The organism is Nonlabens sp., assembly GCF_018401815.1.
Lineage (GTDB): Bacteria > Bacteroidota > Bacteroidia > Flavobacteriales > Flavobacteriaceae > Nonlabens.
In genome coordinates this window covers 23453-40341 of sequence record NZ_JAGYKG010000002.1, presented here as the reverse complement: position 1 = coordinate 40341, position 16889 = coordinate 23453, and the positions used below count along the sequence as shown (strand labels likewise).

At 38.5% G+C, this 16889-nt stretch carries 14 protein-coding genes and 1 tRNA gene; 4 read left to right on the top strand and 11 right to left on the bottom strand.

All coding sequences use genetic code 11. From position 1 onward, the window contains the following. Nucleotides 1-6 precede the first annotated feature (6 nt). From KG732_RS04490 to KG732_RS04480, 3 genes are all read left to right on the top strand, one after another. Nucleotides 7-1605, top strand: coding sequence for a RagB/SusD family nutrient uptake outer membrane protein (locus tag KG732_RS04490; protein WP_213521289.1), 1599 nt, complete (start codon nt 7-9; stop codon nt 1603-1605). 19 nt (nt 1606-1624) lie between these two features. After that, nucleotides 1625-2761 carry a SusE domain-containing protein gene (locus KG732_RS04485; protein WP_213521288.1) on the top strand — a complete coding sequence of 379 codons (1137 nt, stop codon included), beginning with the start codon at nt 1625-1627 and terminating at the stop codon, nt 2759-2761. Between the two features lie 61 nt (nt 2762-2822). Beyond that, nucleotides 2823-5552, top strand: a complete 2730-nt coding sequence (locus KG732_RS04480) for an alpha-amylase family glycosyl hydrolase (RefSeq protein ID WP_213521287.1) — start codon at nt 2823-2825, stop codon at nt 5550-5552. 193 nt (nt 5553-5745) lie between these two features. Here the strand turns inward: KG732_RS04480 and KG732_RS04475 are convergent, their stop codons facing one another. The 11 genes from KG732_RS04475 to KG732_RS04425 all read right to left on the bottom strand — a co-directional run bounded on the left by KG732_RS04475 (nt 5746) and on the right by KG732_RS04425 (nt 16638). Continuing rightward, nucleotides 5746-6675: a DUF58 domain-containing protein gene (locus KG732_RS04475; protein ID WP_213521286.1), complete on the bottom strand. Its 930-nt coding sequence runs from the start codon at nt 6673-6675 to the stop codon at nt 5746-5748. 203 nt (nt 6676-6878) lie between these two features. After that, nucleotides 6879-7247 (bottom strand): thioredoxin, encoded by a 369-nt coding sequence (gene trxA, locus KG732_RS04470; protein ID WP_367271481.1) that lies wholly within the window; start codon nt 7245-7247, stop codon nt 6879-6881. A gap of 270 nt (nt 7248-7517) precedes the next feature. Next, nucleotides 7518-8351 (bottom strand): 16S rRNA (adenine(1518)-N(6)/adenine(1519)-N(6))-dimethyltransferase RsmA, encoded by an 834-nt coding sequence (gene rsmA / locus KG732_RS04465; protein ID WP_213521284.1) that lies wholly within the window; start codon nt 8349-8351, stop codon nt 7518-7520. A gap of 79 nt (nt 8352-8430) precedes the next feature. Further along, nucleotides 8431-8754, bottom strand: a complete 324-nt coding sequence (locus KG732_RS04460; RefSeq protein ID WP_213521283.1) for a DUF4286 family protein — start codon at nt 8752-8754, stop codon at nt 8431-8433. Nucleotides 8755-8777: 23 nt separating this feature from the next. After that, on the bottom strand, nt 8778-10568 hold the full coding sequence (locus tag KG732_RS04455; RefSeq protein ID WP_300980315.1) for a tetratricopeptide repeat protein: 1791 nt from the start codon (nt 10566-10568) through the stop codon (nt 8778-8780). A gap of 12 nt (nt 10569-10580) precedes the next feature. Beyond that, nucleotides 10581-11852 (bottom strand): serine--tRNA ligase, encoded by a 1272-nt coding sequence (serS, locus tag KG732_RS04450; protein WP_213521282.1) that lies wholly within the window; start codon nt 11850-11852, stop codon nt 10581-10583. A 69-nt stretch (nt 11853-11921) separates the two neighbouring features. Further along, nucleotides 11922-13283: an HTTM domain-containing protein gene (locus tag KG732_RS04445; RefSeq protein WP_300980314.1), complete on the bottom strand. Its 1362-nt coding sequence runs from the start codon at nt 13281-13283 to the stop codon at nt 11922-11924. Beyond that, nucleotides 13243-14178 carry a bifunctional riboflavin kinase/FAD synthetase gene (locus KG732_RS04440; protein WP_213521281.1) on the bottom strand — a complete coding sequence of 312 codons (936 nt, stop codon included), beginning with the start codon at nt 14176-14178 and terminating at the stop codon, nt 13243-13245. Before KG732_RS04440 ends, KG732_RS04445 begins: the two co-directional genes overlap by 41 nt. A 156-nt stretch (nt 14179-14334) precedes the next feature. Continuing rightward, nucleotides 14335-14901: an aminoacyl-tRNA hydrolase gene (pth, locus tag KG732_RS04435; protein WP_213521280.1), complete on the bottom strand. Its 567-nt coding sequence runs from the start codon at nt 14899-14901 to the stop codon at nt 14335-14337. A 141-nt stretch (nt 14902-15042) separates the two neighbouring features. Continuing rightward, nucleotides 15043-15669 (bottom strand): 50S ribosomal protein L25/general stress protein Ctc, encoded by a 627-nt coding sequence (locus KG732_RS04430; RefSeq protein WP_213521279.1) that lies wholly within the window; start codon nt 15667-15669, stop codon nt 15043-15045. Nucleotides 15670-15693: 24 nt separating this feature from the next. Then, nucleotides 15694-16638, bottom strand: coding sequence for a ribose-phosphate pyrophosphokinase (locus KG732_RS04425; RefSeq protein ID WP_213521278.1), 945 nt, complete (start codon nt 16636-16638; stop codon nt 15694-15696). Between the two features lie 134 nt (nt 16639-16772). On the opposite strand from KG732_RS04425, the gene KG732_RS04420 reads away from it, so the two are divergent. Beyond that, nucleotides 16773-16854, top strand: a tRNA-Leu gene (locus KG732_RS04420). Nucleotides 16855-16889: the final 35 nt, after the last annotated feature.

Below are 16889 nucleotides of genomic sequence, written 5' to 3'. Positions count from 1 at the left end.
AATACTATGAAAATATACAAATCAATTATCTTTTTATTTCTTGGGATGCTTGTATTTACTGCGTGTGAAGATGCACTTACAGTAGAGCCAAGAGATAACCGGGTCACAGAAGCAGAGTTATTTCAAGATCCTGCCACTTATCGTGGTATCATTGCCAAAGCTTATGCTGGTCTTGCCGTTGGCGGCCAATCTGGTGGTGACGGTGATGCCGATATTTCAGGAATCGATGGTGGTTTCTCCAACTATCTCAGATTATACTGGAACATGCAAGAACTGACTACAGATGAAGCGATTATCGCTTGGAATGATGGTACCATCAAGGACTTACATGGTCATGTATGGACAGATGGTAATGAATTTATCAATGCCATGTTCTCAAGAGTAAATTATCAAATCGCCGTTTGTAATGAGTTTTTAGCTTTAAGTACCGATGCAAAACTAAATGAATACAATATCCCAGCCGATATCAGAGCAGATGTTGTAAAGTATCGCGCTGAGGCAAGATTTCTTAGAGCTTATTCCTACTATCATGGAATGGATCTTTTTGGAAAATTACCGTTTAGAGATGTGAATTATGATCCTGCGGTATTACCAGAAGTGAAAAATCGTGCTGAACTATTTGAATTTATCGAATTAGAATTGCTCGATATAGAAGATGATATGGTAGACGCTCGTATGAATGAATATGGTCGAGCAGACAAAGCGGCCTTATGGATGCTTTTATCAAAAATTTACTTAAATGCTGAAGTTTATACTGGAACAGAAAGAAACACAGACGCCATTACCCAATTGAACAAGGTAATCTCGGCTGGATATAGCATTCCTACAGTACCTTATGCGTACAGTTTTCAAGCTGACAACAATCGCAATGGTGCCGAGAGCGAATTTATCTGGACCATCAATTATGACGGCTTAAACACACAAACTTTTGGTGGTACTACTTATTTAACTCATGCACCAGTAGGTGGGAACATGGATCCAACAGAATTTGGTATCAATGGTGGATGGGGAGGTATTAGAACTACACCAGAATTTGTTGAATTATTCCCGGGAGAAGAGAACTCTGCTGACACTAGAGAAACCTTCTTTACTGATGATCAAACAAAAGAAATTGATGACGTAGGACAATTTAAAGATGGCTTTGCTATTCAGAAATTTAAAAACATCAACGTAGATGGAACTGCTGGTGTGGATCAAGTAGGTGATTTTGTGGATATAGACTTCCCTGTATTTCGTTTATCTGATGCTTACTTAATGTATGCTGAAGCGGTATTGAGAGGTGGATCTGGTGGAGATCTCAACACTGCTGAAACCTACATCAATAGCATAAGAGAAAGAGCTTATGGAAACACTAGTGGTAATGTCAACGCTGGACAAATAGACTTAGACTTTATACTAGATGAAAGAGGTCGTGAATTACACTGGGAATCACATAGACGTCAAGACTTAGTGCGTTTCGGTCAGTTCACTACTTCTAAAGTATGGGCTTGGAAAGGAAATGTACGAAATGGTACCACAACGGCTGCTTACAGAAACGTCTTACCTATTCCAGCACAAGAATTAAATCAAAATCCTAATCTACAACCACAAAACACTGGTTACTAATCTTATAAATCAAACACAAATGAAAAAGTTTTCAATATTAATACTTTCGTTTTTAGCTATCGCAGCAGTTACCTCTTGTGATGATACCGATAGCGAAGAGTTTTCGTTAGACACGAATAGCTCTGGAGAAATTATTTTATCTCCTGAAGTAAACACCTTTGAGGTGACAGAGACAAATGGTGCAGATCTTGCCGAAAGATTTTCATGGAACAGAATCACTTTTGAAACTCCTGTTCAAATTGATTATCAGTTAGAAATGGATCTCGAATCAGGGGACTTCAGTGCACCGGCCATATTAGGCGCTAACAACAGCACCAATGCCGCAGTTACATTTAATGCTTTAAATGATGCCGCCCTTGGTTTAGGTGCTGAACCAGGTACGGCTAGTAATTTTAAATTAAGAGTAAAAGCCACTACGGCGTCTACAGCTGTAAATCCAGTATTTTCTAATGAAATCACCGCTGTCATTACTCCGTTTGAAGCTTACCCTTTTAAACCATTATACTTAGTAGGCGCTGCAACAGAGCCGGGATGGAATAACGGTGATGGAAATGGGCAAACTAACCCAGCTCTTTATGTAGATATCAATGATGTGAACAAGCATTATTACACAGGTTACTTCAATGCTGATGCATTTAAAATTCTTTCTAACCTAGGAATGTGGCAACCGCAGTACGGAGAAAGAAATGGTGCTGTAGGTGTCAATGATGGTGCTGGAAATGACCCTAACGTTTTTTCTGCTCCTACAGCTGGGTATTATGACTTCGCTATAGATGTAACAGGAGTAACTAATACTTCAGAAGGTTCTTCAAGCTTTAGCATGGTTCCAAACACAGCTGCTGCCACGGCACCCACTTACTCGAGCATGGCGATTATAGGTGCCGCTACTCCTAATGGATGGAATGATCCAGATACGGACCTTACTCAGTCTACTTTTGACCCTCACAAATGGGTAGGTCGTGATATTGTATTAGTAGCTGGTGAAATGAAAATCAGAGCAGACGACGATTGGACAAATAGCTGGGGTGATGCCACATCTCCTTACGCCGGACAGGGCAACAATAATAACGATCCAAACATTACGGTAAAGGCTGGAACCTACGATATATTCTTCAATGATTTAGACGGAAGTTTCTTGCTTATTCCGCAAGAATAATTTTATAATTTACTTAATAAAAGGGCTGCAAGCAGCCCTTTTTTTACCACAAATTCAAGCTATGAAAAACTTTACTTTGTGTTTGATGGCCTTCATTTGTTTCACTTTCGCGAAAGCGCAAGTAACAACAACACCGTCCACACCAACTCCAACAGATCAAGTAACACTAACTTTTGACGCCACAGGAACAGCCCTAGAAAATGCTACAGGTACCCTTTATGCCTACACTGGAGTGAATATTAATGGAACTAGGTGGCAGAATATAGTCAACAGTAGTTTTAACGATAACACCACTGCACCTCAATTTGTGAATACGGTTGGTAACATTTATCAACTGACGCTAGGAACAAGTATTAATCAGTTTTATAACGTGGCTCCCGGGGATGTAGTTTCTGAAATTTGCTTGGTTATCAGAAATGCCACGGCAACTGTTCAAACTAGTCCAGACATTTTTTTAGATGTTTTCTTACCTGGATTGAACACCGTAATAACATCACCTCAAGATGGAGACATCTTTAACTTGAATCAAAATATTACTATTTCAGGTGACTGCTCACAAAACACAGCTCTGGACCTCAGTGTTAATAATTCTAGTATAGCAACTACTACAGCTATGACTATTAATGGTTCTTATACCTTTACTACGGCTGGTTCTTATGACATCACCATAACAGCAACTAACGGAACTGATACGTCAAGTGATACCGTAAACGTGTTTGTACCTGGTGCAACTCAAAATCTGCCCCGTCCGATAGGTCTAAAAAATGGAGTCAATGAGAATGCCGACGGTAGCGTTACTTTCCTTCTTGCCGCTCCTCTCAAAAATGATGTGTCTTTAATTGGAAGTTTTACCAACTGGAATCTGGACACCAATTACCAAATGAATAAAGACGGAGATTATTTTTGGATCACTGTTCCTGCTACTGAATTCTCAGCAAATACCGAGTTTATGTATCAATATCTTGTAGACTTTGATATCAAAATAGCCGATCCTTACAGCCAATTGATCTTAGATCCAGGAAGCGATCCCTTTATTCCTACAGGTAATTATCCTAACCTACCTGTGTATCCGTTAAATGAAACTACAGGTGATGTTACCCTATATACCTACCAGAAAACGCCTTACAACTGGACCACAACTAACTTTACGAGACCGGATAAAGAAAATCTAGTGGTCTATGAATTACTCGTAAGAGATTTCTCAGAGCAAGACAGCTATCAGCAGGTAATCGACCGTATGGATTACTTAGAAACTTTGGGAATCAATGCGCTTCAATTAATGCCTATTAACGAATTTGAAGGTAGCGACAGTTGGGGTTATAATCCTAAACTTCATGGCGCTATTGACAAAGCCTACGGTACTCCGGAAAAATTTAAAGAACTGATAGATTTATGCCACTCCAAAGGTATTGCAGTTATTATTGATGTGGTCTATAACCACGCCTTCAGTCAAAGTCCTCTGTGTCAAATGTGGTGGGATCAAGCTAACTTTAGACCAGCAAGTAACAACCCTTATATGAATGTTACTGCACGTCATGATTTTAACGTAGGCTATGACATGAATCATGAGAGTTCCTTTACTCGTGACTATGTCAAACAAACCTTGCAATTTTTAATTGATGAATACCGAGTGGATGGATTCAGGTTTGATCTTTCTAAAGGATTTACTCAAAACAATACGTTAGGAAATATTGGGGCTTGGAATGCGTTTGATGCCTCTAGAGTCACTATATTAAATGATTACCGCAATACTATATGGAACGCCAACAGCACAGATATTTACATGATTCTAGAACACCTTGGAGATGATAGTGAAGAAAAAGCGCTTGCCGACGCTGGCTTTATGCTTTGGGGGAAAATGACAGACCAATACAATGAAAACGCTATGGGCTACAGCGGTAATACAAATATCTTTCGATCTTATTACAACTCCCGTAACTTTAATAATCAACACTTAGTTGCTTATGCAGAAAGTCATGACGAGCAAAGGTTGATGTATAAGAACCTTCAATTCGGTAATGACTCCAACCCTTCTCATAATGTTAGAACATTGCCAGTAGCTTTAGACAGACAAGAAGCGATTGCTGCAATGTTGTATAGCATTCCTGGCCCTAAAATGTTATGGCAGTTTGGAGAACTAGGTTATGAGTTAGATATTAATTTAAATGGCCGTACAGGCCGTAAACCTATTCCGTGGACTTTGGGTTATGATACCGATACCGACCGCATGGATTTATATCATGTAACGGCTACCATGATCAATTTTAAAACTTTATATCCAGATACCTTTAACAGCACCAATAACTTCCTTGATGTAAGTGGACTCATAAAAAGAATCAATCTTAACGGCTCTCAATTTGATGCGGTTGTTGTAGCTAACTTTGCGGTTACTGCTCAAAATGTCAATCCTAATTTCTCACAAACAGGAACCTGGTACGATTATTTTAATAACAACACCGCCATCAACGTTACTAACCCAACGGCCTTGATAAATTTACAACCTGGAGAATATAAGTTATACACGACTCAGCAATTACAAGACCCCTTAAGTAACGATGAGGTACTTCTCTCCTCTTCTTTAATTAAGTTATTTCCTAATCCAGTAACCGATGCGTTTAAGCTATCTGAAGAAGTAGAACGCATACGCATTTACAATGTATCCGGTCAACTCGTAAAAAGTTTTGAAGGATCGCAAGGCTATTATGGAATTAGTGATTTACAACAAGGGATGTATTTCGTAGAGTTGATACAAGATGATCAAGTACAGGTAGAACAACTCATCAAGAGCTAGGCATTTTTATCCCAATAAATAAAAATGATTGTTCCATCAATAGGATTTAGCCAGCAATTCCTTACAGCAACTCGAAGTTTTTTCAATCAACCAGTTGCACTAAGCCTATCTTGAGATAGGCTTTTTTATTTTTTTTAAAATCTAGTTATAAGATACCCTCAAGAGGAACAATTCAACTCTGTTAAAGTAGCGCCTATTTAAAAAGCTGTCGTTCCAGTAGAAAGGTGGTCATGACCACATCAAAATGTTGCTGAATGTCTACCGGCAGGTACTTGATCTTATTCTGCCCGCAACGCATCTTCAATTTCTCAAAATATTCCTTTACTACCTTCTTATATTCTTCTCTTACGTTGTCTGCATAGAGGTTGACGTATTCTCCTGTTTCCACATCTGTATACCGAGTGGGTCGATTGGAGAATTCAAAGTTGACCTCAGTAGCACTATCGTAGGTATGAAAAAGAACTACATCATGTTTATTATACTTTAAATGCCTTAAAGCTTCAAAGAGTTCATCTTCATGCCTATCGCTTTGGAACATATCTGTGAAAAGAAAAATAAGCGACCTGCGTTTGATGTTCTCTGCTATTTCATGCAGGTATTTATAAGTGTCTGTTGTTGTGGCACTAGGTGTACTGCTACTTATTCTAGAAAGTTGATCCAACAACATATGGTGATGCCGCTCACTTCCTTTTTCTGGAGCGTAATACTCGTACTCGTCAGCATAAATACTCAATCCTACCGCATCGCGTTGTTTCTTCAATAAGTTCATTAGACTTGCAGCAGCGAGTGCCGTAAACCCTATTTTATTAAGCGATCCTATTTCTTGCTTCTTAATAAGTGGATAGTGCATCGATGGACTATTATCTATAATAAGATGACAACGCAAGTTGGTTTCCTCATCATACCTTTTAGTATACAGCTTATCTGTTTTAGCAAATAATTTCCAATCGATATGACGGGTACTTTCTCCAGGGTGGTACATTTTATGTTCAGCAAACTCCGCACTAAAGCCATGAAAAGGAGATTTATGCATCCCACTTATATAACCTTCCACCACTTGGCTAGCAAGTAACTGTAAGTTTTTAAAACCAGTAGTTGTATTGAGCTCCCTTTGTATGTCCATAGGGTGAAGATAATAAAATAAAGCAGGAATTATGGAGGTGTCTTTTCTGCTTTTAGTGGTAATTTTAAATTTGTGGTATTCAGGTATGCCTAGCCAATTCCAGTGGACCATCAACTAATGAGATAGGCTGCTACAAATCTGAAAAAAGAGCATAAAAAAAGCCTGATCGAGCAAGAACAGGCTTTATGGCAAGGTACTTAAAGCTAGTTCAAAAGAGCATCTAAAGCATCGGTGTACGCATTTTTAGGAGCAACACCTACCTGACGGCCCACTACTTCGCCATTTTGAAAAACCAATACGGTAGGAATGTTACGCACGCCGTATTTTGCAGCAAATTCTTGATTAGCATCAACGTCCATTTTCCCTACAAGAGCTTTATCAGCATATTCAGCAGAAACCTCGTCAATGATAGGTCCTACCATGCGACATGGCCCACACCAAGCTGCCCAAAAGTCAACCAGCACTGGCTTGTCACTTTTTAATACGGTTTCTTCAAAGTTTGCATCTGTTATTTCTAGAGCCATGATATTTTTCTTTATTGTTTCTACAAAGTTAAACAAAAGTAAGCCCATAGTCAAAATACAAGTATTGTAGTTACTTATATCGATATTTTAGTTTTTAATGAACCTATATTCTAAGTGCATTCAATAAAAAATAAAGTAATAGATTTTAAGATTTTCCATGACAAAAAACCTGCTGAGGACTTGTGTACCCCAAGCATTTTCTATAAAAGGATCGTTCCAGTGCAGGATGTCGATCTTATGATGTTTGTGATATAAAAGTGAAAGATATGGCAGTTGTCATTTTGTAAAAGAAGCTGTTATATGGACAAAATATCATCCCTAAATAGCCTCTATCTCTTGCACCAACTCCACAAACATCTCCACACTGATCTGTTCTGGCCTCAGATTAAAAATCTGCATTTCTCGCATTTCATCAGGTAAATTCATTGTTTTTAATGAGTTTCTCAAGGTCTTACGACGCTGCTGAAAAGCTAATTTAACCACCTCCCGCAATTTGGCATAAGAGCAAGGTAACTTGTTGTAGTCTTCTTTTCGAATTAAACGCAACACACCACTATCTACTCTAGGTGGCGGATTGAACACTTCAGGTCCGACGGTAAAAAGGTACTCAGCATGATAGTAGGCTTGAGCTAAAACAGATAGTATTCCATATGTTTTAGAACCGTGAGAAGCACAAATACGTTTTGCCACTTCTTTTTGAAACATCCCTCCAAATTCTGGAATTTGATCTCTATTTTCAAGCGCCTTAAAGACGATTTGTGTACTGATATTATATGGGAAATTACCTATGATGGCAAAAGAACCCTCTCCATAAATATCACTTAAATCTTTTTTAAGAAAGTCTGCTTCTACCACTTCAAAGGTGTTTTCGTTGACAATTTTTGAGTGTTCTATAGGAAAGCTTTGCTTTAAATAAGCTACCGATTCTCGATCCAATTCTAGAGCAGTAACTTTGATTTCTTTTCTGATCACATGCTTGGTAAGCACTCCTGTTCCTGGACCTATTTCTAGTACCTGATCATAGCCTTTGTAACTCAAGCAGTCTGCTATTCGTATGGCTACAGTTTCATCTTTTAAAAAGTGCTGACCTAAGTGTTTTTTTGCAGTAACCCCTTTGTCTTGTGAAGTGTATTTAGGTTTGTATTTAGCCAAATTTTTTAGTTATTGGTGTATAGTTGATTAATTAAAGGGATATTATAGTTCCCTTTTTATTATAGGTAACGACTACCTACTAATTTCGTTTTACATGATATTCATCAATCAATTCCAGCTCTGTTCTAAAGGACAACACGCGCTCTCCAAATTTAGTAAGACCTTCTTGCCTTAATGCAGGAGCATAATCGTCGTAATATTGTTGAAGCGCATCTTTATCAATCGCTTTATACTGGATTGAGAATGTGCTGGAGCCATCTTTATCTTCTACAAGAACTCTAGTAAGTCTTGCATCCATAAATAGGCCCGTACCTAACACTTTAGCAATATACTCTCTTATCCACGGGATCCATTCGGACTCCAAAGAGGCATCCATATTACAAGTGACATTATAAATAATCATAAATAGATTGATTTTAATAAGCGTTAAAAAGCCTTTTCCTGTTCATCCCCACGCAACCTGCGATAGCGCCTACGGGCATCTACAAAATGAATACTATCGGCATGGTTAAATATTATTTTTTCAAAAAGATCTTTAGCTTTTTGAGGGTTTTCAAGTTGTTGTTGATACAACAGCCCCAGTAGGTAATACGCATCATCTGCAAGGATTCCATCTGCATAATTATCAATAATCAGTTGGTAATTACCTCTTGCTTTTTCAAAGCGCCCTTCTACTTCATAAAGCTGAGCTTGGTTAAGCAAGGCCTCATCTTCGATAGGATCTCCTTTATGATTTAGGAGTAATTGATCGTATAGGGTAATGGCTTCTGCTCTTTTGTTCTGATAGTGTTTTAATTCCGCTTTCGCGAAAGCTTTCAACGCAACAAAAGTAGTGTCTTCTATAGAGTGGTCTGCAATAGTGAGGCTTAACTGCATAGCGTCGTTTGCAATAAGCTTACTAGCAGCGCTGCGCAGCACCTTTAACTGAGTAAGGCTCCAAGAAAAATCGCCTTGAAAATAGCTGGTACGCGCTACTTTAAATTGGGATTCCTGAGAACGCAAATCATTGGGCAAATCATTCTGAATCTGGCTGTAATAGATCAGTGCTCTATTGAATTGCTCCTGCAACACCAGAATATCAGCCAATACCATTTTAACATCTGCTTTTTGAAATTTACTCAGACTTGTTTTCTCTAAAGCGACAAGTAAATCAATTGCCTCTTGAGGTTGATTTATTTTAAATGCTAAGAAGTTAGCATAGTCCAGTTGTAATCTAAACGTCTCTTTACCCCTACCGTAATAGATTAAGAGATGTTCGTAATCTTGTTTGATCTGTTCATAGGCTTCAGCGGTTGCCGCAGCAGCTTTTAATTTAATCTTAAGGCTTTGGGCGGTATACTTTACACTTATAGCTTGTGTTTCTTCAATCATGTAGTCCAGTATCTCTCCTGCTGCTTCCAGATCCTTCTCTTCAATAGCCGTTTCTACCAGATCTTGAATATTATACATATTGGTTGGATCACGCCTATAGATCGCCTTTTCTTGAATGAAGGCTTTTTTAAAATCCTTTTGCTGCACAAAAAGCCATGACAACAACTGATTGTAGGTAGGGTCTGGGTGTTCACGTAGGCGCAGCAACAATACTTTCCTTAATATCTGATTCCCTTCATTAGCTGCATCATCGGTGACATATTGAGCAAAAAGTGCTTGAGCACGAGAACGATAGACCGCATTTTGCTCTATCATTTTGATGTTGGTATCAAACATCTTTTCCAGATCACCTTTCTCTCCATATAATCTTGCTAGCTGATAATTGTAATTGAGCCGGTCATCGAGCGCCATTCCTTTTTCATAGGCGGCAATAGCCCTATCCAGTTCATTGCGCTGTTCAAATCTATCGGCAATCTGATAGGTAAGTTGCGGTAAGGAATCTATAGCAGTTATGGCTTTTTGATAGTACCTGTTAGCTACACTATCTTTTCCTTGCAAGGTAGCGTTATAACCTCTTTCAATGGAAAACAGCTCATCGCGAGGTGCTGTTTTCTGAGCGATATCGATTAATGAATCTACACTTTTATAGCGTTCTAATTGCTGATAAACCTCTATCAACGCAAATACGCTTCTAGGATTACGCTTATTGAGTTCATAGATTTTTTGATAGATTTTTAAGGCTTTGGTGTATTCTCCTTGATCCATATAGTTTTCGGCAAGCTTAACATCTTGAGCAAAGCCCATGAAACCAAAAAGCACTGCAGCAACTAAAAAGAGAGTACGCATAAGATATAAAAGTTAATCTATCGCATCAAAACCACAATAAGGGATCAATACTTTAGGGATATGTAGGGCATTATGGACTTGAAAATTTTCAAGAATACTGGCAAGAATGCGGGGTAAAGCTAAGGAACTCCCATTTAAAGTATGGGCCAGTTCTGTTCCTTTATCTCCGGTTCTGTAACGCAATTTCAACCGATTTGCTTGAAAGGTCTTAAAGTTGGAAACACTGCTTACTTCTAACCATTTTTCTTGAGCGGCACTGTACACTTCAAAGTCATAAGTTAAGGTAGAAGTAAATCCTAAATCACCTCCACAAAGTCTTAAAATACGATAAGGCAATTCCAACTCTTCAAGAATTCCTTTTACATGCACCACCATGGCATCTAGGGCAGCATCACTCTGATCCGGATGCTCGATACGCAAGATTTCTACTTTATCAAATTGGTGCAAACGGTTCAATCCTCTTACGTCACTTCCATAACTTCCAGCCTCACGACGGAAACATGGGGTATAACCCGTCATAGCAATAGGAAAGTCTTTTATCTCTAAAAGACTGCCGCGATATAAGTTGGTAATAGGCACTTCAGCTGTTGGGATCAAATACAGGTCATCTATACCGACGTGATACATCTGTCCTTCTTTATCTGGTAACTGACCGGTTCCATAACCACTGGCTTCATTAACCAATAAGGGTACTTGCATCTCCTCATAACCAGCAGCCGTATTTTTATCTAGGAAATAATTGATCAACGCACGTTGTAATCTCGCGCCTTTATTTTTGTATACCGGAAACCCAGCTCCAGTAATTTTATTCCCTAGTTCAAAATCAATGATGTCGTAATCCTTCACTAATTCCCAGTGCGGTTTTGCCCCCTCATGCAATATTGGTAGGTCTCCATATTGGAAAACCACCTCGTTATCCTCATCGCTACTACCAGCAGGAACGCTGTCTTGAGGTATGTTGGGAATCGCATATAAAATGGTCTGTAATTCTTCGACAACAGCACTCAGTTGGTCACTCAACTGTTTGGAAGATTCTTTTAGATCAGTTGTTTGGGCTTTGAGCTCATTTGCTTCAGCGACATTTCCAGACTGAAATAAGTCTCCAATCTCTTTAGAAAGCTTGTTGCTTTTTGACAGGGTTTCATCTAGTTGCGCTTGAAGATTACGGCGATTTTCATCCACAGCAATGGCACTTTCCAATAAAGGAAGCGCATCGATGTTTCTCTTTTGTAAAGCTTTTGCAAAAGCCTCTTTATTTTCACGTATTTCTGCTATTTGAAGCATGTGATCTTATTTAAAATATAAAAAGTAAAATTAGGGATTATCGGTAACATAACTACTCTTAAGTGTGGCTTAGTTTTTAAGCAGCTCCTTTTCTTTATCAAGAGAAGAAGGTAAAATCCAGTTATGGTGTTTAAAATGACTCCATTCTTCCTGAGCAAGATCTACTGTAGGGTCCGTAAATTGCTTTCTAATTCGTCCGTTTATAGATACTTTTAAGTCTGCATAAACCTCGATTGCTTTGCCTTCTTCAGCGTATATTTCCTCTAGTTCTTGAGCAAATTGCCAAATAAAATCAGGCTTTGATTGTACAGACGACTGCTGTTTAGGACTCAAATAATCCTTTAACCGGACAGCTGTTTTCTTACCGGTATCTTTTTCCACTATATAAAATGTCCCTGATCCAGCTCTACTGCGCAGCATCATGCGCCAGCTCAATCGATGCCCTTCTTCAGTCCAAAGCACGTCATCTTTTATGATCCAATGCCGTAAAGGCAATAGGAGCATGACCAAAAGAAAGAGCGTTCCAGAAAGGACAACAAAGTTCTTTGATTTAGGGACCATAACTTCCGCAGCGGCATAATAGGATTTCTTCCAAAGGAATCTTTTATGTAACAGCTCCGTAGAAAAGAAAAAGAGTAAAAAGGACAAAGCGAGATACGGAAAAATGCCGATTTGGAAAACCACACTATTAAATACATGAAAAAATACAGAGGCACTAACAGCAAACCATCTTGTTTTTTTCCAAAGCAACATGGGCACGATCAAGAGATCAAAGAATAATCCAAAATACAGTATGGCTTGATGTACCCAGTCCTGTTGTAGAATATCAAAATTCCTACCTCTTGTGCTCATCAAATATCTAGGAAAACTACCATCTAACCAATCTGGATAAAATTTTGCCACGCTCGCATACGCATAGATGATTCCCAAAAATGTAATGATAAGTACATAAATCCATCTGGACATGTGCTCTTTTCTGAACATAGGATGCTGTATAGCATCCAAAGAAGCTGATCGATTTGCTGGAAGCAGCAACATTAAAAAATTGAGAAGCATTAATAAATAGCAATGGTTGTTATAGCTGCTCTTTTGCATTAAATACACATAGGCCCAACTGATGGCATAGAACAATAGAGCCATTCGGTATTTATAACCCAACATGACCAGTAGCCCTGCAATTCCCATAAGGACATACAAGACATACATCCAATTTCCAGGAAGTGGTTCTAGGAATTCAAACCCTATAAAAGTAAAGGTAAAATCAGGCTCTATAAAAAGCCTGTTTACCGCACCTAATGCAATAGAGCCAAAAGCCTCACAAGCAATAAGCAACCCAAACAGCATTCTAAAAAGAACCAGAGCCGTATTATCTACTTGTGTAAAAAGCCATCTATCCCAGTTGCTGTGCATAAAGCCTGGTGTTATTCTCATCCAACTGCATGGCTGCTACTAGATCTGTAAGGTGAGGAAATTTCTCTTCATTTCTCAATCGTTTATGAAAGAAAAGTTCCATCTCTTTGCCATAAAGATCTTCTTTAAGGTCTAAATAATACGTCTCTATAGTCTGTGAGGCATCGCTAGAAATCGTCGGGTTGGTCCCTATGTTAGTCATTCCGTAAACACGCTGGTTATTGATTATGGAACTTGTAATGTATACTCCTGGTGCTGGTATGATTTTATAAGATTCTTTAACAGATAGGTTTGCTGTAGGATAGCCAATGGTACGTCCTATTTTCTTTCCAATAATAATGACTCCATGAAGGCTGAAATACCTATTCAAGTATTTATTAGTAATTTCAATAGACCCGTTTTCCAATGTGGCCCTTATCTTGGTGCTACTTACCGTTACTTCTTCTACTTCTTTTTTTGAAATCTCGACGACTTCAAAATCAAATTCTCGTGCATATTCTTTCAATTCTTTAATGCTTGCCGACCTATTAATTCCAAATCGGTGGTCATAACCTATCACCACAACTTTGGCGTTTAAGCGATCCACAAGGATGTCTTTTACATAGTCAATAGCAGTAGTTCTAGAAAAAATAAGGGAAAAAGGATGGATCACAACATTTTCAATCCCTTGACTTGCTACAAGGGCCACACGCTCATCGATAGAATTGATAAGCTTAAGGTCCTGATCTGGTTGTAACACCATTCTAGGATGCGGAAAAAAAGTAAGAAGAACACTTGTCAAAGAATCTCTTTGAGCTCTGCTTACCACTCGTTTTAGAATTTTTTGGTGTCCGTGATGCACTCCGTCAAAAGTGCCTATGGTTACCACAGCGCCTTTAGAAGCTTTATATTGATCAATGTTGGTATAGGTGTTCAATTTAGGATGTTCTTTGAAAGCATGCAAATTATGATAATCTCCTCACATTTGGAGACTTTTAAGAGCCTTTTAATGCTTGTAATTTGATGTGTTGATTGGTTGTTGTCTCGCTTTCGCGAAAGCGGAACCTCCATCCAACTATTCTCTTTCTATAAATCACTTCCCATTATACTGGTTCATCGTGTTAGCAAGTCCTGCGTGCGTAAAAGAAAGAGCCATTTCAACAGCTGTGCTCAAGCGTTCCGGCAGGGCTTTCTGTTCGTCCTTATTCCACTCCCCTAACACATAATCTACCTGGCTCCCCTTTGAAAATTCGTCAGAAATTCCAAAACGCAATCGAGCATATTTAGGAGTATTTAATGTGATTTGAATGTCTTTTAAACCGTTATGACCTCCATCAGTTCCTTTGGCCTTCATGCGTAAAGTACCAAATGGAAGGTTCAAATCATCTGTAACGACAAGAATGTTTTCTATGTCGATGTTTTCTTGTTTCATATAAAACTTAATCGCTTTACCACTTAAGTTCATATAGGTATTTGGTTTTAATAATAGGACGCTTTTACCTTTATGAGTAATACTTGCAACCTCTCCTAACTTTAAAGTTTCAAAAGCAGTTTCCTTGCAACTAGCGATCTCATCCAGTACTTTAAAACCTATATTATGCCTGGTTTGCACATATTTTGCGCCTGGATTTCCCAGACCTATAATCATGAATTTTTTCATGGGATCCTTTTCATTTAGAATAGTCGTGATGGTAGCTTCACGAACAAGTATTTTTTTAAGCCAATTCAACAGGCTATGGTGTAAAAATAAAAAAAGCTGCAAGAACTAAATCTTGCAGCTTCTATATCATATAAAAATTGGTTATTCAGCAGCTTCTTCATCTTGAGAAGAAGGAACATCTGCTGCTTCAACATTATCACTGTCGTCATCTTCGATGACCGCAGTACGAGAAGTTTTGATCATCACTACTACTACTGAGTCTGGGTGCATGATTTCATATTCCGCTACTCTTAAATCACGTACGTATTTCTTATTTCCTATTTTCATAGGAGTAATATCTATAGTAATAGAGTCAGGCAAGTTAGCTGGTAATGCTTTTACTTTTAGTTTGCGATTATTACGACGTAACACACCACCATTAAGAACACCTTTTGAAACTCCTTCTAGAACTACTGGCACTTCCATTGTTACCATTTTATCATCAAAGATTTGATAGAAATCGGCATGTAAAAGAAGTTCTCTTACTGGATGCCATTGCATGTCTTGAGCAATTGCTTTGAATTGACCATCATTACCTAGATCGATAACCACGGTATGTGCATCTGGAGTGTACACCAATTTTTTAAATGCTTTCTCTTCTGCTGAAAAGTGTATAGGCTCGTCTCCTCCGTAAATTACGCAAGGAACCAATCCAGCATTACGTAAGGCTTTAGTTGACTTTTTGCCCACGCTTTCTCTTTTTGATCCTAAGATCGTGATTGATTTCATGTTATATATATTTAGTTAATGAAATTACATTATAAAGTTGTCACTGATTGATTCATTGTTTTGCACACTTTGCATCACTCCGGCAAATAATGCCGCGCAGGAAAGCACTCTAATTTTAGGGCTTTCTTGTTTTAACGGGATCGAATCGGTAACGATTAATTCTAATAATTGCGAATTATTGATACGCTCATAAGCTTTACCTGATAGGATCGCATGGGTACAAATAGCTCTAACGCTTTTTGCTCCTCTTTCCATCATGACGTCCGCAGCTTTAGTAAGTGTACCAGCAGTGTCTACCATGTCATCTACTAAGACCACATTTTTTCCAGTCACATTACCAATCAACTCCATATGGGAAATCACATTTGCTTTCTGACGCTGCTTGTAACAAACCACTACATCACTTTCTAAGGTCTTGGCATAGGCATAAGCGCGCTTAGAACCTCCCATATCTGGAGAGGCTATCGTAAGATCTGTTAAATTGAGACTTTTTAAATAAGGTATAAATAAAGAGCTGGCAAAAAGATGGTCTACAGGCTTTTCAAAAAACCCTTGGATCTGATCGGCATGCAAATCCATAGTAATAATGCGAGTTGCCCCTGCAGATTCTAAAATTTTAGCGATCATTTTTGCACCTATAGGCACCCTAGGTTTGTCTTTACGATCTTGTCTCGCCCAACCAAAGTAAGGAATCACCGCTGTAATATGTCTTGCACTAGCGCGCTTGGCAGCATCGATCATCAAAAGCATTTCCATAATGTGGTCACTACTAGGTTGTGTAGAGCCAATAATAAAAATGCGACGTCCTCGTATAGATTCCTCAAAGGACGGTTGAAACTCTCCATCACTAAAAGTAGAAAAATTCACCTTACCTAAAGCGGCCCCATACTTGTCTGCAATAGCAGCTGCAAGGTCCATACTCTGACGACAGCCGAATAATTTGGCATCTTGTTGTAAAGCGTAATTCATATTAACATCTTTTAAGACGTGATTTTAAGGCTGCAAATGTACTTATAATTTTAGAGACGCTATTCTAAATAACAAGCAATTTGTATTTAATAAGTATTTTTATTTAGTACTTTTGTCCCTCCAGTTTAAAAAATGCCTCAGTGGTGGAATTGGTAGACACGTTGGATTCAAAATCCAATGCTTTACGGCGTGCCGGTTCGATTCCGGCCTGAGGTACATTAAAAGAGCTCTTTTTTGATTTTAAAAAGGCT

Coding starts and splice junctions, on each gene's coding strand:
- KG732_RS04490 (WP_213521289.1), top strand. CDS start 7: ATGAAAATATACAAATCAATTATCTTTTTATTTCTTGGGATGCTTGTA.
- KG732_RS04485 (WP_213521288.1), top strand. CDS start 1,625: ATGAAAAAGTTTTCAATATTAATACTTTCGTTTTTAGCTATCGCAGCA.
- KG732_RS04480 (WP_213521287.1), top strand. CDS start 2,823: ATGAAAAACTTTACTTTGTGTTTGATGGCCTTCATTTGTTTCACTTTC.
- KG732_RS04475 (WP_213521286.1), bottom strand. CDS start 6,675: ATGGACATACAAAGGGAGCTCAATACAACTACTGGTTTTAAAAACTTA.
- trxA (WP_367271481.1), bottom strand. CDS start 7,247: ATGGGCTTACTTTTGTTTAACTTTGTAGAAACAATAAAGAAAAATATC.
- KG732_RS04460 (WP_213521283.1), bottom strand. CDS start 8,754: ATGATTATTTATAATGTCACTTGTAATATGGATGCCTCTTTGGAGTCC.
- KG732_RS04455 (WP_300980315.1), bottom strand. CDS start 10,568: ATGCGTACTCTCTTTTTAGTTGCTGCAGTGCTTTTTGGTTTCATGGGC.
- serS (WP_213521282.1), bottom strand. CDS start 11,852: ATGCTTCAAATAGCAGAAATACGTGAAAATAAAGAGGCTTTTGCAAAA.
- KG732_RS04445 (WP_300980314.1), bottom strand. CDS start 13,283: ATGAGAATAACACCAGGCTTTATGCACAGCAACTGGGATAGATGGCTT.
- pth (WP_213521280.1), bottom strand. CDS start 14,901: ATGAAAAAATTCATGATTATAGGTCTGGGAAATCCAGGCGCAAAATAT.
- KG732_RS04430 (WP_213521279.1), bottom strand. CDS start 15,669: ATGAAATCAATCACGATCTTAGGATCAAAAAGAGAAAGCGTGGGCAAA.
- KG732_RS04425 (WP_213521278.1), bottom strand. CDS start 16,638: ATGAATTACGCTTTACAACAAGATGCCAAATTATTCGGCTGTCGTCAG.